The 19,652-nt window shown below is 70.1% G+C and carries 18 protein-coding genes; 17 read left to right on the forward strand and 1 reads right to left on the reverse strand.

Going from position 1 to position 19,652, the window contains the following annotated elements:
- Nucleotides 1-106 precede the first annotated feature (106 nt).
- The 16 genes from JMJ56_RS16250 to JMJ56_RS16325 all read left to right on the forward strand — a co-directional run bounded on the left by JMJ56_RS16250 (nt 107) and on the right by JMJ56_RS16325 (nt 17,630).
- Complete coding sequence (locus tag JMJ56_RS16250) at nt 107-505, forward strand: PRC-barrel domain-containing protein (protein ID WP_202832814.1); 399 nt, start codon at nt 107-109, stop codon at nt 503-505.
- 45 nt (nt 506-550) lie between these two features.
- Nucleotides 551-1,291, forward strand: coding sequence for a 4-hydroxy-tetrahydrodipicolinate reductase (gene dapB / locus JMJ56_RS16255; protein ID WP_202832815.1), 741 nt, complete (start codon nt 551-553; stop codon nt 1,289-1,291).
- Nucleotides 1,292-1,437: 146 nt separating this feature from the next.
- The gene (gene metK, locus JMJ56_RS16260; protein WP_202832816.1) at nt 1,438-2,628 is read left to right on the forward strand and encodes a methionine adenosyltransferase; all 1,191 of its coding nucleotides are present in this window, start codon (nt 1,438-1,440) and stop codon (nt 2,626-2,628) included.
- A gap of 69 nt (nt 2,629-2,697) precedes the next feature.
- Nucleotides 2,698-3,411 carry a tRNA (guanine(46)-N(7))-methyltransferase TrmB gene (gene trmB, locus JMJ56_RS16265; protein ID WP_202832817.1) on the forward strand — a complete coding sequence of 238 codons (714 nt, stop codon included), beginning with the start codon at nt 2,698-2,700 and terminating at the stop codon, nt 3,409-3,411.
- Entirely contained in the window at nt 3,411-4,424 is a 1,014-nt protein-coding gene (locus tag JMJ56_RS16270; protein WP_202832818.1) for an SGNH/GDSL hydrolase family protein, read from the forward strand. Before trmB ends, JMJ56_RS16270 begins: the two co-directional genes overlap by 1 nt.
- Nucleotides 4,425-4,486: 62 nt before the next feature.
- Complete coding sequence (gene rimP, locus JMJ56_RS16275; protein ID WP_202832819.1) at nt 4,487-5,086, forward strand: ribosome maturation factor RimP; 600 nt, start codon at nt 4,487-4,489, stop codon at nt 5,084-5,086.
- A 4-nt stretch (nt 5,087-5,090) separates the two neighbouring features.
- Nucleotides 5,091-6,632 carry a transcription termination factor NusA gene (nusA, locus tag JMJ56_RS16280; protein ID WP_202832820.1) on the forward strand — a complete coding sequence of 514 codons (1,542 nt, stop codon included), beginning with the start codon at nt 5,091-5,093 and terminating at the stop codon, nt 6,630-6,632.
- Complete coding sequence (locus JMJ56_RS16285) at nt 6,610-7,236, forward strand: RNA-binding protein (protein ID WP_202832821.1); 627 nt, start codon at nt 6,610-6,612, stop codon at nt 7,234-7,236. Before nusA ends, JMJ56_RS16285 begins: the two co-directional genes overlap by 23 nt.
- Nucleotides 7,237-7,314: 78 nt before the next feature.
- Entirely contained in the window at nt 7,315-10,116 is a 2,802-nt protein-coding gene (gene infB / locus JMJ56_RS16290) for a translation initiation factor IF-2 (protein ID WP_202832822.1), read from the forward strand.
- A gap of 92 nt (nt 10,117-10,208) precedes the next feature.
- On the forward strand, nt 10,209-10,622 hold the full coding sequence (gene rbfA / locus JMJ56_RS16295) for a 30S ribosome-binding factor RbfA (protein WP_202832823.1): 414 nt from the start codon (nt 10,209-10,211) through the stop codon (nt 10,620-10,622).
- A 44-nt stretch (nt 10,623-10,666) separates the two neighbouring features.
- On the forward strand, nt 10,667-11,008 hold the full coding sequence (locus tag JMJ56_RS16300; protein WP_202832921.1) for an acyl-CoA thioesterase: 342 nt from the start codon (nt 10,667-10,669) through the stop codon (nt 11,006-11,008).
- On the forward strand, nt 11,009-11,986 hold the full coding sequence (gene truB, locus JMJ56_RS16305; protein ID WP_202832824.1) for a tRNA pseudouridine(55) synthase TruB: 978 nt from the start codon (nt 11,009-11,011) through the stop codon (nt 11,984-11,986).
- A gap of 46 nt (nt 11,987-12,032) precedes the next feature.
- A complete protein-coding gene (gene rpsO / locus JMJ56_RS16310; protein ID WP_202832825.1) occupies nt 12,033-12,305 on the forward strand; it encodes a 30S ribosomal protein S15 in 273 nt (90 codons plus the stop codon).
- A gap of 374 nt (nt 12,306-12,679) precedes the next feature.
- Nucleotides 12,680-14,884, forward strand: a complete 2,205-nt coding sequence (gene pnp / locus JMJ56_RS16315; RefSeq protein ID WP_202832826.1) for a polyribonucleotide nucleotidyltransferase — start codon at nt 12,680-12,682, stop codon at nt 14,882-14,884.
- 93 nt (nt 14,885-14,977) lie between these two features.
- On the forward strand, nt 14,978-16,378 hold the full coding sequence (locus tag JMJ56_RS16320; RefSeq protein ID WP_202832827.1) for an NAD(P)H-dependent flavin oxidoreductase: 1,401 nt from the start codon (nt 14,978-14,980) through the stop codon (nt 16,376-16,378).
- Between the two features lie 154 nt (nt 16,379-16,532).
- A complete protein-coding gene (locus JMJ56_RS16325; RefSeq protein WP_202832828.1) occupies nt 16,533-17,630 on the forward strand; it encodes a YeiH family protein in 1,098 nt (365 codons plus the stop codon).
- 1 nt (nt 17,631) lies between these two features.
- Here the strand turns inward: JMJ56_RS16325 and JMJ56_RS16330 are convergent, their stop codons facing one another.
- Nucleotides 17,632-18,522: a LysR substrate-binding domain-containing protein gene (locus JMJ56_RS16330; RefSeq protein WP_407927922.1), complete on the reverse strand. Its 891-nt coding sequence runs from the start codon at nt 18,520-18,522 to the stop codon at nt 17,632-17,634.
- Nucleotides 18,523-18,656: 134 nt separating this feature from the next.
- Between JMJ56_RS16330 and JMJ56_RS16335 the strand changes: the two genes are divergently transcribed.
- Nucleotides 18,657-19,640, forward strand: a complete 984-nt coding sequence (locus JMJ56_RS16335; RefSeq protein WP_202832829.1) for a Bug family tripartite tricarboxylate transporter substrate binding protein — start codon at nt 18,657-18,659, stop codon at nt 19,638-19,640.
- The last annotated feature ends 12 nt before the right edge of the window (nt 19,641-19,652 follow it).

Genomic DNA, 19,652 nt, shown 5'->3' on the forward strand with positions numbered 1-19,652 from the left:
CGACCGCCGCACTTCCCCCCAATCGGCGGTCCAGGCAGGCGGCGGCGCGCATTGGTCCCAGCGCACCGCCGCCCGCCCCCCCCTTTCCCCGCGATAGGAGATGCCGATGGCCACCAGCCCCGTGGCCCCTGGTGTGGCAATTGAGGAAACTGCCCAGCTTATCGCTGCCGGCAAGGTCGGCGGTACACCCGTCTTCAACCGGCGCGGCGAGCGGCTTGGCACCGTCGAGGATGTCATGCTCGACAAGCGCTCCGGTCGCGTCGCCTATGCCGTAATGGCCTTCGGCGGCTTCCTCGGCATCGGCGAGCGCTACCATCCCCTCCCCTGGTCCATGCTGCGCTACGATGTGGATCTCGGCGGCTATGTGGTGGATCTTGACCGCGAGCAGCTGGAGGGCGCTCCGAGCTATGCCGCGACCGACGAGGTCGACTGGGCAGACCGGCAATGGGGTCAGCGTGTCTCGGACTACTATGGAGTCCGCCCGTACTGGGCCGAAGTTCCCTGACCTGACCATCTGGACGGGCAGCCCTCGCCCGGCCACAGTCGCCCCATGTCCATCCGTATCGGCATCGCCGGCATCACCGGTCGCATGGGGCGGCTCCTCACCGAGGAAGTGGCCACCGCCGGTGCCGCCCTCTCCGGCGGCCTCCACCGCGGCGAGGCCGCTGGCCCGCTCTTCAGCGCCAGTGACGTCGTCATCGACTTCACCCATGCTGCTACGGCAGAGGCCCATGCCGCTGCGGCTGTCGCCGCCGGTATTCCCCTTGTCCTCGGCTCCTCCGGCCTGTCCACAGCGCAGGAAGCCGCCCTTGCCAAGGCCGCGCGCGCTGTCCCCATTGTTTATGCTGCCAATTTCGCGACCGGGGTGAACCTCGTCCTCGCCATGGCCGAGCGCATGGCTGCCGCCCTGCCCGCCGCGCAATACGATGCCGAAATTCTCGAGATGCATCACCGCCAGAAGGTGGACGCCCCTTCCGGCACCGCCATCGCCCTCGGCCGCGCCGTCGCCCGTGGCCGCGGCACTACGCTGGAGGAGGCCGGCACCGAAAGCGGCCGCGATGGCCATTGCGGCGCCCGGGGCACCGGCACCATCGGCTTCGCGGCATTGCGCGGCGGCCAAGTGATCGGCGAGCACAGCCTGATCTTCGCTGCAGGGGCCGAGCAGATCGTCCTGACCCATCGCAGCTTCGATCGTCGCGCCTATGCGGCGGGTGCCGTCCGCGCCGCCCTCTGGCTGCAGGGCCGCCCGCCCGGCCTTTACGATATGAAGCACGTCCTGGGCATGAACTGAACGATATCGCAACAAGCCGTGTTGTGAAATCTGCCCCTTCCGCTTGACCCCCTGCCCCCTGCCTGCGACACACGCGCGCCCCAATCGGGGACAGCCAGGCCGGGGTCTGCCGGACCGTTACCCGCGACAAGAGGCCGAACCAAGCCATGCGCGACAAGGGCGAATATCTCTTCACCTCCGAATCCGTGTCCGAAGGCCACCCCGACAAGGTCGCCGACCGGATCTCCGACACGGTGCTCGACGCCTTCCTCTCGGCTGACCCCTATGCCCGCGTGGCCTGCGAGACGCTGGTCACCACCAACCGCATCGTCCTCGCCGGCGAGACCCGCGGCCCCGACAGCGTCACCCCGGCCCTGCTGGAAGAGCTGGTCCGCGCCGCGGTGAAGGACATCGGCTACGACCAGGAAGGCTTCTCCTGGCGCAACGCCGCCTTCGAATGCCACCTGCACGCCCAGTCCGCCGATATCGCCGTCGGCGTCGACGCGGCCGGCAACAAGGACGAGGGTGCCGGCGACCAGGGCATCATGTTCGGCTATGCGACGAACGAGACGCCGGAGCTGATGCCTGCCCCGCTCACCTTCGCGCACAACATCCTGCGCAAGATGGCCGAGTACCGCCATGCCGGCGACAAGCGCGCCCGCGGCCTGCAGCCCGACGCCAAGTCCCAGGTCACGCTGCGCTACGTGGACAGCAAGCCCGTCGGCGTCACCTGCGTCGTCATCTCGACCCAGCATGACGAGGGCATGGAGCAGGCCGAGATCAAGGGGCTGCTGCGCCCGATCGTGCGCGACGTCCTCCCCGCCGGCTGGGAGGTGCCCGAGGCCGAGTTCTACGTGAACCCGACCGGCAAATTCGTGATCGGCGGCCCGGACGGCGATGCCGGCCTCACCGGCCGCAAGATCATCGTCGACACCTATGGCGGCGCGGCCCCGCATGGCGGCGGCGCGTTCAGCGGCAAGGACCCAACCAAGGTCGACCGCTCGGCCGCCTATGCCGCCCGCTACGTGGCGAAGAACGTGGTAGCCGCCGGCCTCGCCGACCGCTGCACCATCCAGGTCTCCTACGCCATCGGCGTCTCCAAGCCGCTCTCGGTCTATTTCGACCTGCACGGCACGGGGAAGGACATCGACGAGGCGAAGCTCGCCAGCGTGGTGCAGGAGATGGTGAACCTCTCCCCCCGCGGCATCCGCGAGATGCTGCGCCTGAACCGCCCGATCTACGTCCCCAGCAGCGCCTACGGCCATTTCGGCCGGACGCCCGACCAGGCGAAGGATACCTTCACCTGGGAGCGCACCGACCTGCTGGCGCCGGAGCTGAAGCGCGCCTTCGGCCGCTGAACCTTCGCCATTGACCGCGACTTGGGGGTGGTGCCACGGCACCACCCTTTTTTCATGGCAGGATCGCCGATGACAGCCGACCGCCCGCCGCTCGCCGAGGGCATCCCCGACCGGCTCTACGGCCGCCGCCGCGGCCATCCGCTCCGCCCCCGCCAACAGCGCCTGCTGGACGAGACCCTTCCCCGCCTCCGCCTGCTGCCCGAGCAGGCCGCCGACCCGCGCGCCGCCTTCGGCGCGCCCGTCACCGCCCTCTGGCTCGAAATCGGCTTCGGCGGCGGCGAGCACAGCCTGGCCCAGATCAAGGCCAACCCGCATGTCGGCTACATCGCCTCCGAGGTCTTCGAGAACGGCCTCTGCTCCCTGCTGACCACCCTGGTGCCGGAGGGCGAGGAAGCCACTGCACCCCTGCCTGGCCATCTCCGCCTCTGGCCCCAGGACGCCCGGCACCTGCTCGGCCTGCTGCCGGAGGGCACGCTCGACCGCCTTTTCCTCCTCTTCCCCGACCCTTGGCCGAAGGCGCGGCATGCCAAGCGGCGCTTCGTGAACCCTTCGTTGCTGCCCCTCGTCGCCCGCGCCCTTCGCCCTGGCGCCGAGTGGCGCATCGCCAGCGACGACCCGACCTACCAGGCCTGGGTCAGCGATGTGATGGCGGCGCAGGATATCTTCGACGTCCCGCCCCCCGCCACCGCCCGGCCTGAGGGCTGGCCCGGCACCCGCTACGAGGCGAAGGCGCTGCGCGAGGGCCGCAGCCCTCTCTACTGGAGCCTGACGCGGCGCGGGTGATGCTCCACCTCCTCGCTCTTGCCTGGCTCGCGACCATCACCGGCGCCGCGGCCCAGCCGGTGCCCAACCAGGTCTATCCCATCGGGGAGGCGCCACGCGCCCCTCCCGGCATCGCCTGGCAGGCGGAGGACGAGTCCGGCCGCGTCATCCCCGCGCCGGATGGCATCCTTCCGCCCGACGGCTGGTACCGCATGCTCCGCCGCGAGACGGACGGCACCACCACCCCGCTCGGCGGCCGCTTCGCCATCGGCGTCGTGGTGATCGTCACCGGCCAGTCCCAGGCGAGTTCCCTCTTCGACACTGCCCCGGCCGCGGCCGGGGCCTTCCCCGCCGGGCGGGACGATCCGCCCGCCCCGCCCTTCGCCGCCATGCTCGCCGACGAGGCGGCGGGCTGGACCACGGCAATCGCCCCGCTCGGCGCTCGCATCCTGCTCGCCGAGCTGGCGCGGCATCTCGGCCCTGGCATCCCGCTCGGCCTCGTCAATGCCGCCTGGGGCAACAGCAGCGCCGCCATGCTCGCCGACCCCGCCACCCCGGCCGGCGCCCGCCTCCGGCGGATGGCGGCGACGCCAGCCTCGGCCGCCCTCATTCTCGCCCATGGCACGACGGACGTCCTCGTTGGCACGCCGCCCTCGGTCTATGCCGAGCGCCTCTCCGCCATCGTCGCCACGCTTCGCACCGCCTCACCGGCAATGCCCGTCCTCCTGGCCCCGCTCCCGCCGCTGCTCGGCCGCACCACCCTGCTCGGCAGCGGCAGGTTGGCGATGCTCCTGCCCGGCCTCGCTCGCCGTCAGCCCCTCGACCCGCACCTTGCCCGCCATGCGGAGGCAATTCGCGCCGCCCAGGCCAGGCTTGGCCTCCCCAGCGGCGGCGACATGGCCGGCATCGTCCCTGGCCTCGACGGCATCCATTGGACGGAGGCAGGTGTACGCCAGGCCACCCGCGAGGCCGCTGCCGCCCTCGCCACGGCCCTGCGCAGCGCCGCTTGCACCCGGGCTGGCCGATGCCTATAATCCCGGCAGATAACCTCATCCGCTCTTAGGGGGGTGGCCTTCGCGGGCCGCCTTTTTTGTTTTTGTCGACCGAACGACCGCAGCACGAAGGCCTCGAGGCCCGCATCGCCGATGCGGTGGCGCCCACCATCGAACATATGGGTTATGAACTCGTTCGGGTGCAGGTCAGCGGCAAAGAGCGCCCGGTCGTGCAGATCATGGCCGATCGCGCCGACGGCACCCCCTTCCGCGTTGAGGATTGCGAGGCGATCAGCCACGCCATCGGCGCCGTGCTGGATGTCGAGGACCCGATCAAGGGTGAATGGGCGCTTGAAGTATCCTCCGCCGGCATCGACCGCCCGCTGACCCGCACCAAGGACTGGGTGAACTACGCCGGCCACCTTGCCACGATGGAGTTGCTGGTGCCGCAGGATGGCCGCCGCCGCTTCCGCGGCACCATCCTCGGCGCCGATTCCGAAACCGCCCGCATGCGCCTTGATGAGGGCCCCGACATCGCCGTGCCGCGGGCCAACATCCGCCGTGCCAAGCTGGTGCTGACCGACGCCCTGATCGAGGCCACCGCCGCCGCGGCCGCCCTGCCTGACCAGGATCTCCCCGAACAAGACGACACGGATGCCGGGGAACCGGTAGCCGAAGCCCCCACGCCGCCCAGGAGGAATTAGCGCCATGGCCGTCGATATCACCATCGCGCGCCCGGAGCTGCTGCAGGTCGCCGATGCGGTTGCCCGCGAGAAGATGATCGAGCGCGAAGAGGTGCTCGAGGCGATGGAGGAGGCCATCCAGAAGGCCGGCCGCGCCAAATACGGGCACGAGAAGGACATCCGCGCCGTCATCGACCGCAAGAACGGCGAGGTCCGCCTCTCCCGCTGGACCGAGGTGGTGGACCAGGAGCCGGTCGAGAACGAGGCGACGCAGATCCCGCTCCGCATCGCCCAGAAGATCAAGCCGGGCATCCAGGCCGGCGAGTTCATCATCGACCCGCTGCCGCCGATCGACTTCGGCCGGGTGAACGCGCAATCCGCCAAGCAGGTCATCGTCCAGCGCGTGCGCGAGGTCGAGCGGCGCAAGCAGTTCGACGAGTACAAGGACCGCGTCGGCGAGATCATCAACGGCACGGTGAAGCGCACCGAGTACGGCAACCTGATGGTCGATCTCGGCCGGGCCGAGGCCCTGCTCCGCCGCGACGAGACCATCCCCCGCGAGGCCTTCAAGAACGGCGACCGCGTGCGGGCCTATATCTACGACGTGCGCGAGGAGCCGCGCGGCCCGCAGATCTTCCTCAGCCGCACCCATCCGGGTTTCCTGGCGAAGCTCTTCGCCCAGGAAGTGCCCGAGATCTACGACGGCATCATTGAGATCCGCGCCGTGGCCCGCGACCCCGGCAGCCGTGCCAAGATGGCGGTGATCTCGCGCGACAGCAGCATCGATCCCGTCGGCGCCTGCGTCGGCATGCGCGGCAGCCGCGTCCAGGCGGTGGTGCAGGAGCTGCAGGGCGAGAAGATCGACATCATCCCCTGGTCCGGCGACAACGCCACCTTCGTCGTCAACGCCCTGGCGCCTGCCGAGGTCACCAAGGTCGTCCTCGACGACGACGCGCGGCGGGTTGAAGTCGTCGTCCCCGATGACCAATTGTCCCTTGCCATCGGGCGTCGCGGCCAGAATGTCCGCCTCGCCTCGCAGCTCACCCGCTGGGACATTGACATCCTGACCGAGGCCGAGGAATCGGAGCGGCGGCAGGAGGAATTCCGCAAGCGCTCCGGTCTGTTCGTCGAGGCGCTGGACGTGGACGATGTCATCGCCGGGCTGCTGGTGACCGAGGGGTTCACCTCGGTCGAGGACATCATCTCGGTCGAGGACGAGGAACTGGCTGGTATCGAAGGCTTCGACGAGAGCGTTGCGGCGGAGCTGAAGCGCCGCGCTGAATCCTGGCTCGAGCGCCGCGACGTGGAACTGGACGAGAAGCGGCGCGAGCTGGGCGTCGAGGATACGGTCGCCGAGATCGGCGGCTTCAACCCGGCGCAGCTGGTGGCGCTCGGTGAGAAGGGAGTGAAGACGCTGGACGACCTGGCCGACCTCGCTTCCGACGAACTGATTGAAATCGTCGGCGCCGACGCCATGGATGAGGAGACGGCCAATGCCGTCATCATGGCGGCGCGCGAACACTGGTTCGCCGAGGATGGCGCGAATGCAGACGGCCCCCCAGCATGAGCCGGCGGTAGCCGGCGAGGCGGATGAGGCCGAGAAGGGCCCACTCCGCCGCTGCATCGTCACGCGGGAGAGCCTGCCGAAGGAGCGGATGATCCGCTTCGTCCTCGGCCCTGAGCGCGAATTGGTCCCTGATTTGGCCGGCAAGCTGCCAGGGCGGGGAATGTGGTTGTCGGCCAAAGCCGATGTGTTAGAACGCGCCCTGACGCGCGGTGCCTTCTTGAGGGCAGCTCGCGGCACCGTGAACCCGCCCCCTGACCTTCGTGCGCGGATCGAAGACGGCCTTAGGAGCCGCCTCCGCGATCTCGTCGGTTTCGCCCGTCGCGGCGGCCAGGCCATCTGCGGCCGGGATTCGGTGCGGGAATGGATGCGGTCTGGCAAGGCCGGGCTGCTGGTGGAAGCCTCCGACGGCAGCCCAAGGGAACGGGCGAGGCATGTCGGCGGGTTCGGGCTGCCGGTCGTGGCGCCATTGCCGGCCGACATGCTCGGCGGCATCTTCGGCCGGGATCAGGCCGTCCATGTGGCCATAGCGCCCGGACGCCTGGCCGAGGCCATTGAGGTGGAAGCCGCACGGCTCGCCGGCATTGCCGGCACGGCGGCGAGTTAATGGATGTCCGGCGCGAACCCTCGCGTCGGCAGTGAACGGACGGCAATGACGTCAGACGGATCGGGTTCGGATCAGCGCATGAGTGACCAGAACGACCAGGATGCGGCGAAGAGCAGGCTGAGCCTCCGGCCGGCCGGTGGCCGCCTGGAACTGGGCAAGACGGTGGATGCGGGCAGCGTCCGCCAGAGCTTCAGCCATGGCCGCAGCAAGACCGTCCAGGTCGAGGTGGTGAAGAAGCGCGTGGTCACGCCGGGCACCCGCCCGGCCGCGCCGGCGCCGCAGGCCAGCCCTGCCGCGCCTGCCGCCGGCCCCCGCCCCGCGGGCGGCTCCGGCAACCGCCCGCCCAGTGGCCAGCGCCCTGCCCCCGCCTCTGCCGGCGGCCGCCCCCTCACTCAAGCCGAACTGGCCACCCGCCAGCGCGTGCTGGAGGAACAGCGCCGCCTCGAGGCACAGCGCCAGCGCGAGGAGCGCGAGCGCCAAGCCCTGATGGTCCGCTCCGCCGCAGAGGAGGCCCGCCGCCGCGAGGAGGAGGAGCGCCGCCAGGCCGAGGAAGAAGCCGTCCGCGCCGCCGAGGAGGCCCGCCTTCGCGAGGAGGAAGAGCGCCGCCAAGCCGAGGAGGCCCGCAAAGCCGCCATCGCCGCCGCCGTCGCTCCGAAGCAGCCCGCCGCCCCCGAGGATGAGCCTCCGGCCGCCCCGGCACCCGCCGCCGCCGCACCTGCCCCGGCTCAGCCCGCTGCGCCCGTGGCGAAGCCCTCGCTGACCCCGGCGCAGATCGCCGCCGCCCGCCGCCCGGCCGGCACCGCCCCGGCCGCGCCCGGCGGCGCCGCCTCGCCGGCCGCCAAGCTGTCGCTCCGCGCCCGTACCGCCGAGGAGGAGGACGAGGCGCGCCGCGCCGCCGCCCGCCGCCCGGGTGGGATCGTCGCCCCGGCCAAGAAGCCCGCGCTCGCCGCGGTCAAGAAGAGCCTCGGCGGTGCCGACCGCCGCGGCGGCCGCATCGACGTGCAGGCCGCGATCGAGGGCGAGGACGACCGCAGTCGCTCCATCGCCAGCATGCGCCGCGCCCGCGAGCGGGAGCGCCGCCAGCAGGAGCTCGCCCGCCTCCGTGCCGGCACCGAGCGCGTGGTGCGCGATGTGGTCCTGCCCGAGACCATTACTGTCCAAGAGCTCGCCAACCGCATGGCCGCCCGTGGCGGCGAGGTGGTGAAGGCGCTGTTCCGCATGGGCGTCATGGCGACGCTCACCCAGAGCATCGATGCCGACACCGCCGAGCTGGTGGTGCAGGAGTTCGGCCACCGGGTGAAGCGCGTCAGCGAGAGCGATGTCGAGCTCGGCATCGAGGGCGCGACCGATGTGGATGCGGACCTGCAGCCGCGCCCGCCCGTCGTCACCATCATGGGCCATGTCGACCACGGCAAGACCAGCCTGCTCGACGCGCTGCGCAAGGCCGATGTCGCCGCGCACGAGGCTGGTGGCATCACCCAGCATATCGGCGCCTACCAGGTGACGGTGCCGGACGGCTCGCGCGTCACCTTCATCGACACGCCGGGCCACGCCGCCTTCACCGCCATGCGCTCGCGTGGCGCGTCCGTCACGGACATGGTCGTGCTGGTCGTCGCGGCGGATGACGGCGTGATGCCGCAGACGATCGAGGCGATCAACCACGCCAAGGCGGCGAATGTCCCGATCATCGTTGCCATCAACAAGATCGACAAGCCGGGCGTCCGCCCCGAGCGCGTGCGGCAGGAGCTGCTGCAGCACGAGATCGTGGTGGAGTCCCTCGGCGGCGAGACCCAGGAGATCGAGGTCTCGGCCACGCAGAAGCTGAACCTCGACAAGCTGCTCGAGGCCATCACCCTGCAGGCCGAGCTGCTCGACCTCCGCGCTAATCCGAACCGCGCGGCCGAGGGCACCGTCATCGAGAGCCGCCTCGACCGCGGCCGTGGCCCCGTCGCCACGGTGCTGGTCCAGAAGGGCACGCTGCACACAGGTGACATCGTGGTCGCCGGCTCCGAATGGGGCCGCGTCCGCGCCATGCTCGACGACAAGGCCCGCCAGCTGAAGGAGGCCGGCCCCAGCCTGCCGATCGAGATTCTCGGCCTCGGCGGCGTGCCGACCGCGGGCGAGTCCTTCGTCGCGGTCGAGGACGAGACCCAGGCCCGCGAGATCTCCGAGTTCCGCCAGCGCAAGCTGCGCGAGAAGTCCTCGGCGGCGGCCACCGCCGGCCGCGGCACGCTGGCCGAGATGCTGGCCCGGGTGCAGCTCGGCGAGCAGAAGGAAGTCGCCGTCGTCGTCAAGGCCGATGTCCAGGGCTCGGCCGAGGCGATCGGCGTCACCCTCGGCAAGCTCGGCAACGACGAGGTCAAGGTCCGGGTGCTGCACTCGGCGGTCGGCCAGATCACCGAGAGCGACATCCAGCTCGCCAAGGCTTCCGGCGCCGTGGTCGTCGCCTTCAACGTCCGTGCCACCACTCAGGCGCGGGAGATGGCGCAGCGTGACGGCGTCGACATCCGCTACTACTCGATCATCTACGAGGTCTCGGATGACATCGAAAAGCTGTACAAGGGCAAGCTCGCCCCGGTGCAGCGCGAGAACTTCCTCGGCTACGCGCAGATCCTCCAGGTCTTCGAGGTCAAGCGCATCGGCAACGTGGCCGGCTGCCGCGTGACGGAGGGCGTGGTCCGCCGCGGCTGCGGCGTCCGCCTGCTGCGCGACGGCGTCGTCATCCACCAAGGCGAGCTGTCCACGCTCCGTCGCTTCAAGGACGATGTCCGAGAGGTGACCAACGGCTACGATTGCGGCATGAGCTTCGCCAACTACAACGACATTCGCGTTGGCGACCAGATCGAGTGCTACGAGACGGAGATGGTCGCCGCCACCTGAGGCGCCGCCTCCACCCTGATCCGGGGGCGCGGCGCCGCATGGTGCCGCGCCCCTCTGCTTTTCAACGGGTTCAAGCCCCTTCGAGGACGCCTATGCCCAAGCATTCCGCCGGCCCTGCTGCCGGCCCCTCCCAGCGCCAGTTGCGCGTCGCGGAAGAGGTGCGCCACGCCCTCTCCGCCGTCTTCGCCCGCGCCGAGTTCCGCGATCCGGACCTCGTCGGCCTGCATGTCACGGTGACGGAGGTCCGCGCCTCCCCCGATCTCAAGCACATGACCGCCTTCGTCAGCGGCCTCGGGCGCGAGTTGCCGGAGGCGCAGATGCGCGCCCTCCGCCGCGTCGCTCCCTGGCTCCGCACCCAGGTGGCGAAGTCGGTCCGCCTGCGCGCGGCGCCCGACCTGCATTTCCAGCAGGACACCGCGCTCGACTACGCCATGCAGATCGACCGCGCTCTGCGCCAGCCCGAGGTCGCCCGCGACCTCGCCCCCAAGCCGGACGACGAGGCGTGAGCGGCACCCCGCCCTCTGGCGAGCCCCGTATCCGCACCATCGCCATGCCGGCCGACACCAACCCGGCCGGCGACATCTTCGGCGGCTGGCTCATGTCGCAGATGGACCTCGCCGCCGGCAACGCCGCCAGCCGCCGCACCCATGGCCGCTGCGCCACCGTGGCGGTGGAGGCGATGAGCTTCCACGCCCCGGTCCAGGTCGGCGACGAGGTCAGCCTCTATGCCGATGTCGTCTCGACCGGCCGCACCTCCCTCCGCATCCAGGTCGAAGCCTGGTGCCGCAGCCGGACCGAGGAGCATTCCGTCCGCGTCACCTCCGCCGTCTTCACCTTCGTCGCGCTCGATGCCCATGGCCGGCCGCGTCCCGTCCCCCCCGAGGCCCGCTAGATGTCCAACGGCAAACCCCGCCACCACCGCCACCGCAAGCCGAAGGGCCGCGTGGTCGATGGCTGGTTGATCGTCGACAAGCCTTCCGGCATCGGCTCCACCGATGTCGTCGCCAAGGTCAAGCGCGCCTTCGATGCACAGAAATGCGGTCATGGCGGCACGCTTGACCCCCTGGCGACCGGCGTGCTGCCCATCGCCCTCGGCACCGCGACCAAGACCGTCCCCTATGTGATGGACGGAACGAAGTCCTACCGCTTCACCCTCCGCTTCGGCGACCTGCGCGATACGGACGATGCGGACGGCAAGACCATCGAGACCTCCGAAGCCCGCCCGACGGACGAGGCCATCCGTGCCGCCCTGCCCGCCTTCATCGGCGACATCATGCAGATTCCGCCGATCTACTCGGCGATCAAGCTCGGCGGCGAGCGCGCCTATGACCTCGCCCGCGAGGGTCAGATCGTGGAACTCCAGCCCCGCCCCGCCCGGGTTGACCGCTTCGAGCTGGAATCCCGCCCCGACGCCGATACCGCCATCTTCCTCGTCGAGAGCGGCAAGGGCGTCTACATGCGCTCCCTCGCACGCGACTTGGCGCGCGCCGTCGGCACGGTCGGCCATATCGCGGCGCTCCGGCGCATGCGGGTCGGCCCCTTCCTCGAATCCATCGCAATTCCCCTGGACAAGCTCGGCGGTTCCAGCGATACGCCGCCTCCTTCCCCGGACCTCCTCCTTCCCGTGGCGACCGCGCTGGCCGACATCCCGGCGCTGGCCCTCACCGAGGCGGAGGCCATGCGGCTCATGCAAGGCCAGGCCTTCAGCCTGGTCGATCTCATGGGCCGCATTCCGGACGCTGCCAACCCTGATGGAGGGCTGGTCCGCGCCATGGCGGGGGAGCGGTTCGTGGGGCTCTGCCGCCTGGACTCCGGCCTGATGAAGGCGGAGCGCCTGGTCTCGCAGGAAGGTCTGCAGCCGGTCGCTTGAACCGCCGAACCCCCTAACCGGGGCGGCCAATACGGAGAACAACCCGATGTCGGCTATTCCTGCGGAGCGCCGCCAGGCGCTCATCACCCAGTATGCGACCAAGCCCGGCGACACCGGCAGTCCGGAAGTGCAGGTCGCCCTGCTCTCGGAGCGGATCAGCGGCCTCACCGAGCATCTCAAGATTCACGCCAAGGACTTCCACAGCCGGCGCGGCCTGCTTGTGCTGGTCGGCCAGCGGCGCGGCCTGCTGGACTACCTGAAGAAGAAGGACCAGGGCCGTTACGAGCGCCTGATCGGCAGCCTCGGCCTCCGCCGCTAAAACCACTCGGTTTACCGCCCGGGCGCAGATTCCCATGGCAATCTGTGTCCGGCCAAGCCATATCACCCTCGTGAGGCCGAATCCTGCTCTTTGTGGCAGGCATGTCGGCCGACCGCCGCACGCGGCGGGCTGACAGGACAGCCGCCACCCCCCGAGACGATTGGGGCGGCCACGGCGTTTCCGGCCACATGGATCCCCGGCAACGGGGGCGGCCTTCCTCCCCCCTCCCCGGCGGAAGTCTCGCGTTCCATGCAGCCCGAAGCGCCGAGAACGAACGGCCAGACTGCCACCCACCGCGTCGCACCCCGGACCGCCCCGATGGCGCCTCCGGTCATCCACCATGCCGGCGCTCGCGCCCGGTCAAGGAACGACGCATGTTCGAAAACTACTACCGCAAGGATATCGCCTGGGGCGGCCAGCTCCTGACGCTCGAGACGGGCAAGGTCGCCCGCCAGGCCGATGGCGCCGTCATGGCCCGCCTCGGCGACACCATCGTGCTCTGCACCGTGGTCGGCTCCCGCTCGGTGAAGCCGGGTCAGGACTTCTTCCCGCTGACGGTGAACTATCAGGAGAAGGCCTTCGCTGCCGGCAAGATCCCAGGCGGCTTCTTCAAGCGCGAGGGCCGTCCCTCCGAGCACGAGACGCTGGTCTCCCGCCTGATCGACCGGCCGATCCGCCCGCTCTTCCCGGATGGGTTCCGCAACGAGGTTCAGGTGATCGCGACCGTCCTGTCGCATGACCTCGAAAACGACCCGGACATGGTGGCGATGGTCGGCTGCTCCGCCGCCCTCACCCTCTCCGGCATTCCCTTCTTCGGCCCGGTGGCCAGCGCCCGCGTCGGCTACATCGACGGCCAGTACGTGCTGAACCCGACCGCGGCGCAGCGCCAGCAGTCGAAGCTCGAGCTCGTCGTCGCCGGCACCGCCGAGGGCGTGCTGATGGTCGAGTCGGAGGCGCAGGAGCTCTCCGAGGAGGTCATGCTCGGCGCCGTCGAGTTCGGCCACAAGGGCTTCCAGCCCGTCATCCAGGGCATCATCGAGCTGGCCGAGCGCGCCGCGAAGGAGCCCTGGCCGCTGGTCGAGCCCTCCGAGGCCGAGACCACGCTGAAAACCCGCATCGCCGAGCTCGGCCGTGACGCCATCGCCCTCGCCTACAAGGAGACGCAGAAGCTGCTCCGGCAGGAGAAGGTTTCCGCCGCGAAGAAGGCCGTGGTCGAGCAGCTCGCCGCCGAGGGCCTTGAGGCCGACAAGGCGAAGGGCCTGCTGAAGGAGCTGGAGGCGGACGTCGTCCGCAACGCCATCCTGGAGACCGGCCTCCGCATCGATGGCCGCGACACCAGGACCGTGCGGCCGATCGTGGCCGAGGTCGGGGTGCTGCCGCGCAGTCATGGCTCCGCGCTCTTCACCCGTGGCGAGACCCAGGCGCTCTGCGTGGCGACCCTCGGCACCGGCCAGGACGAGCAGATCATCGACGCGCTGCCGGGCGAGTATAGGGAGCACTTCATGCTCCACTACAACTTCCCTCCCTACTCGGTGGGTGAGACCGGCCGCATGGGCAGCCCGGGGCGCCGCGAGATCGGCCATGGCAAGCTCGCCTGGCGCGCCCTCCGTCCGCTGCTGCCGGAGAAGGACAAGTTCCCCTACACCCTCCGCGTGGTCTCCGAGATCACTGAGAGCAACGGCTCCTCCTCCATGGCCACCGTCTGCGGCAGCTCGCTGGCGCTGATGGATGCAGGCACGCCGCTGAAGCGCCCCTGCGCCGGCATCGCCATGGGCCTTATCAAGGAGGACCGCGGCTTCGCCGTGCTCTCCGACATCCTGGGCGACGAGGACCATCTCGGCGACATGGACTTCAAGGTGGCCGGCTCGGAGCAGGGCATCACCGCGCTTCAGATGGACATCAAGATCACCTCGATCACCTTCGACATCATGCGCCAGGCGCTCGATCAGGCGCGTGACGGCCGGATCCACATCCTCGGCGAGATGGCCAAGGGCCTGACCGGCGCCCGCGGCGACGTGGCAGCCAATGCCCCCCGCATCACCGTCATCAACGTGCCGAAGGAGAAGATCCGCGAGGTCATCGGCTCCGGCGGCAAGACGATCCGCGAGATCACCGAGCAGACCGGCTGCAAGATCGACATTGAGGATGACGGCACCATCAAGGTGGCGGCGACCAGCACCGAGCAGGCGCAGCGCGCCATCGACTGGATCCGCGGCCTGACGGCCGAGGCCGAGATCGGCGCCATCTACAACGGGAAGGTTGTGAAGACCGCCGATTTCGGCGCCTTCGTGAACTTCCTCGGCGCCAAGGACGGCCTCGTCCACATCTCCGAGCTGCAGAACGAGCGCGTCAACCGCACCACCGATGTCGTCAATGTCGGTGACGCGGTGAAGGTGAAGGTCATCGGCTTCGACGATCGCGGCAAGGTGAAGCTCTCCATGCGCGTCGTTGATCAGGCCACCGGCGCTGACATCACCGAGCAGGTCGGTGCCCGCCGCCCCCGCGAGGAAGGCGAGGGCGGCAGCGACCGTCCCCGCCGCGACCGTCCGCGCCGCGAGCGCAGCGACGCGGCGGAATAACCACCCGGCCGTCCCCCGCGGGACTTCCTCGTGGGGGACGGCCGTCCCATATGTCAATCTGATTTGTTACGGTTCGGGGTAAGGACGTCTGGCGTGAAGGCTATCAACGCGATCCGCATGGGCGGCGTCGAGGTGTTGCCGCTCGTGGAAGGTGGCAAGGGCGTTGCCGTCTCCAACGGCGCTTCCTGCGGCGCCTGGGCCTCCGGCGGCGGCGTCGGGACCTTTTCGGCCGTCAATGCCGACAGCTACGACGAGAATGGCGAGGTCATCCGTCAGGTCTACCACGGTAAGACCCGGCGCGAGCGGCATGAGGAGCTAGTCGCCTACGGCATCCGCGGCGGCATCACCCAGGCCCGCGAGGCCTATGAGCGCAGCAACGGCCAGGGCCGCATCCACACCAACATCCTTTGGGAGATGGGCGGCGCCGAGCGCGTCGTCCGCGGCATCCTGGAAGGCGCCCGCGGCCTCATCAACGGCATCACCTGCGGCGCCGGCATGCCCTACCGCCTGTCCGAGATCGCCCGCGAGTTCAGCGTCCATTACTACCCGATCGTCTCCTCTGGCCGCGCCTTCGCCGCCCTCTGGAAGCGTAGTTACAACAAGACGCGCGAATGGCTGGGCGGCGTGGTCTACGAGGACCCCTGGCTCGCCGGCGGCCATAACGGCCTCTCCAACTCCGAGGACCCGGCCCGCCCCGAGGACCCTTATCCCCGCGTCCTCAAGCTCCGCCAGCAGATGCGCGAATTCGGCCTGGGCGAAGTACCCATCATCATGGCCGGTGGCGTCTGGTGGCTGGAGGAGTGGGAGGACTGGATCGACAACCCCGAGCTCGGTCCCATCGCCTTCCAGTTCGGCACCCGCCCCCTCCTCACTCAGGAGAGCCCGATTTCGGAGGCCTGGAAGCAGCGCTTGCTGACGCTGAAGGAGGGCGACGTCCTGCTCCAGCGCTTTTCCCCGACCGGCTTCTACAGCAGCGCCGTCCGCAACGAGTTCCTGTCCGAGCTCGAGGCCCGCAACGAGCGCCAGGTCGCTTACACCCAGGAGCCCGTCGGCGACCACGTCGCGGAATATGCCGTCGGCCCCCGCCGCCGCCGTGTCTGGCTGACGCCGCATGACCGCGCCCGCGTCGCCGGCTTCGAGCGGAGCGGCTTCACCGAGGCGATGCGCACCCCAGACAACACGCTGATCTTCGTGACTCCCGAGAAGCAGGCCGAGATCGTCAAGGACCAGATCGACTGCATGGGTTGCCTCTCCTCCTGCCGCTTCTCGAACTGGGACCAGCACAGTGCCACCTTCGACAACGGCAAGAAGGCAGACCCGCGCAGCTTCTGCATCCAGAAGACGCTGCAGGACGTGGCCCACGACGGCGCGCTCGAGCACAACCTGATGTTCGCCGGCCACAACGCCTACCGCTTCGGCTCGGACCCGTTCTACTCGAACGGCTTCATCCCGACCGCCAAGCAGCTCGTGGAGCGCATCCTGACGGGGCGCTGACCGCCTCCAGGCCAACGTGGCAAACCGAAAGGGCGGCGCAAGCTGCCCTTTTTGCTTGTGCAGACCAATCTTCATTTTCGATTAGATCCATCCGAAATCGCCGTTATTTTGATCGGTGTGTCGGCTCCAAATCCTCCGCATCGGAGAAGCCGCCATGCCCAGCCTCACCTTCATCCCCGCAGCAAGCCGGGTCGTCACCACCACTGGCCCGACCCGCCTCCTTCCCGGCCTCGCACTCTGCCTTGCCGTTACCCTCGCCGCGCTGGCGCTGGAACGGGTCGAGGCCGCCCTGTTCGGCCGCGCTTGGCTTGAGGTGCTTGTGCTCGCCATCATCTTCGGCGCCGTGCTGCGCACAGCCTGGGCTCCGGGCAAGCGCTGGCAGCCCGGTATCGCCTTTGGCGCCAGGACGTTGCTGGAGGTGGCGGTGGTGCTGCTCGGCGCATCGGTCAGCGCCGCCGCCCTGCTCGCGGTAGGCCCGGCCTTGCTCCTCGCCATCTTCTGCCTTGTCGCCCTCGCGGTTCTGGGCGGCTATGCCATCGGGCGCGGGCTCGGCCTGCCGCGGCGGATGGCCATCCTGGTCGCCTGCGGAAATGCCGTCTGCGGCAACTCCGCCATCGCCGCCGTCGCCCCCGTGATCGGCGCCGATGCCGAGGAGGTCGCCTCCTCCATCGCCTTTACCGCCGTACTCGGCGTGCTGGTCGTGCTCGGCCTGCCGCTGCTGGCGGTGGCCCTCGGCCTTTCCGCCTTGCAGACTGGCGCGCTGGCGGGGCTGACGGTCTATGCCGTGCCGCAGGTGCTGGCCGCCGCGGCCCCGGCCGGGACACTTGCCATCCAGCTCGGCACGTTGATCAAGCTGGTGCGGGTGCTGATGCTCGGCCCGGTGGTGCTGGTTCTTTCCCTGCTGGCTCCGCGCCTGCGGGAGGATGCGGACGCACCCTTCCGGCAATCCGCCGTGGGCGACCGCGCTGCCCCCGGCTGCCCGCCGAGGCACCGGCTGGTGCCCTGGTTCATCCTCGGCTTCCTCGGCCTTGCCACGCTTCGCTCCTTCGGCCTTGTACCGGCCATCATCCAGCCGGCACTTGCCAGCTTGGCGGGAGTGCTGACGGTGGTGTCCATGGCTGCGCTCGGGCTTGGGGTTGATGTCCGCATGGTGGCCCGTGCCGGCGGCCGCGTGACGGCCGCCGTCTCGCTCTCCCTGCTGGCCCTCGGCCTCGCCGCCCTGGGACTGATCCGCCTGCTCGGCATTGCCTGAGCTACCGCCGGCCGATGAGCGCCAGAAGTGCCTCGGCTGCCCGGCTCGGCGGCCGCTCCCGGTGGCGGAGCACATGGAAATCCCGCTCCGGCAGATTGACCGGCACCCGGTGCAGCAGCCCCGCCTCCAGGCCCGACACGGCGACGGAGGCGGAGATCACTGTCGCCCCGAGCCCCGCCTCCACTGCCGCCCGCACCGCCTCGTTGGAAGGCAGCTCAAGGGCGACCCGCAGCGTGCCAGGGGCGACCCCCGCCGCTGCCAGTGCCCCCTCGAAGGCGGAGCGGGTGCCGGAGCCGCGCTCCCGCAGCACCCATTCGCCCCCTTCCGCCATCTCGTGTAGCCCAAGGCCGGGGCTCATCGCCCAGGGGTGATCTGGCGCCACGACAAGGACGAGCCGGTCGGCCGCCACCACTTGGCTGAGAAGGTGCCCATCCTCGACCACCCCCTCGACGAAGCCGAGTTCCGCCAGCCCTTCGTGCACTGCGGCCGCCACCTGGGCGGTGTTGCCGATCCCCAGCCGGATCTCGATGCCGGGATAGGCCCGGCGGAAGGCGACGAGGTGGCGGGGCAGCCAGTAGCTGGCGATGGTCTGGCTTGCCTGCACCGAAAGCACGCCGCGTACCAGCCCGCCCAGTTCCGCAAGCGCCACTTCCGCTGCCGAGGCGCGCGCCAGCACCGCCCGCGCCTCGACCAGAAAGAGCCGCCCTGCCTCGGTCAGCACGATGCCGCGGCCGACGCGGTGGAACAGCCGGACGCCATGCCCCGCCTCGAGCGCCGCGACGGCCGCGCTGGCAGCGGACTGGACGATGTTCAGCGCCTCCGCCGCCCGCGTCATATGCTGCCGCTCCGCGACAGCCACGAAGACGCGGAGTTGGTCGAGGGTCATCGCCATGCCAGCCGCCGCCCGGCCAGCAACGGGAAGGTCCCGCCACCATCGCCGGGCCCCGCTCTCGTTGCTCCGGCCTCCCCGATCCGGCATCGTCGCTCACCGCAGGGGCGGCCAACGCCTCGCCTGGAGGAAAGCGAATGCAGCGCCGCCACCTTCTCCCGCTCCTGGCCGCCGTACCCTTCGCCCCGGTGCCTGGCCGCACGCAACCGACGCCGGCGGACGCATGGAGTCCCGACCGGCCCATCCGCTTCGTCGTCGGCTTTGCCCCCGGGGGCAGCACGGACACCACCGCGCGCGTGGTGGCGCAGGGGATCACGGCGGGGCTCGGCCAGCCCGTGATGGTGGAGAACCGCACCGGCGCAGCAGGCAACATCGCTACCGAGCATGTCGCTCGCAGCGCGCCCGATGGGTATACGCTGGTCGTCGCCTCGATGGGGTCCCAGGCGACGAATGCGGCGCTTTACCGCAACCTCCCTTTCGATGTGGTGCGCGACTTCACGCCGGTCTCGCTCATTGCCCTCAGCGCCTGCCTGCTGGTGGTGCATCCCTCGCTGCCGGTGCGCAACGTCGAGGAGCTGGTCGCCCGCGCGAAGGGCAATCCGGGCGGGCTCAATTGCGGGATCGCCGGCCCCGGCAGCTCGCAGCATTTCGCCGCCGCGTTGTTCGAGCACCGGGCGGGCGTCCGCTTCACCCAGCCATCCTATCGCGGCGGCGCGCCGGCCATGGCCGATCTCGTCTCCGGCCGCCTCGACCTGATGTTCACCCCGGTCGTCGAGACGATCCAGCAGGTGCGCTCGGGGCAGGTGCGCGCGCTCGGCACCACGCGGCGCGACCGCTCGGCACAACTGTCCGATATCCCGGCGATCGCCGAGGCGCTGCCCGGCTATGCCTTCAACAGCTGGCTCGGCCTCTTCGCCCCGGCCGGCACGCCCGCTCGGGCCGTCGAGCGCATCGCCCGAGAGGTCGCAACCGCTCTTCGCACTCCCCAGACGCGCGACCGGATGGAACAGCTGGGCTACGAGCCCGTCGGCAGCACGCCAGAGGAATTCGCCACCTTCTTCAGGGCCGAGTTGCCGAGGGTCGCGGAGCTGGTCCGCATCTCCGGCGCCAGCGTCGACTGAAGGCGCGGCGGG

This window comes from Belnapia arida (assembly GCF_016773205.1).
Lineage (GTDB): Bacteria > Pseudomonadota > Alphaproteobacteria > Acetobacterales > Acetobacteraceae > Belnapia > Belnapia arida.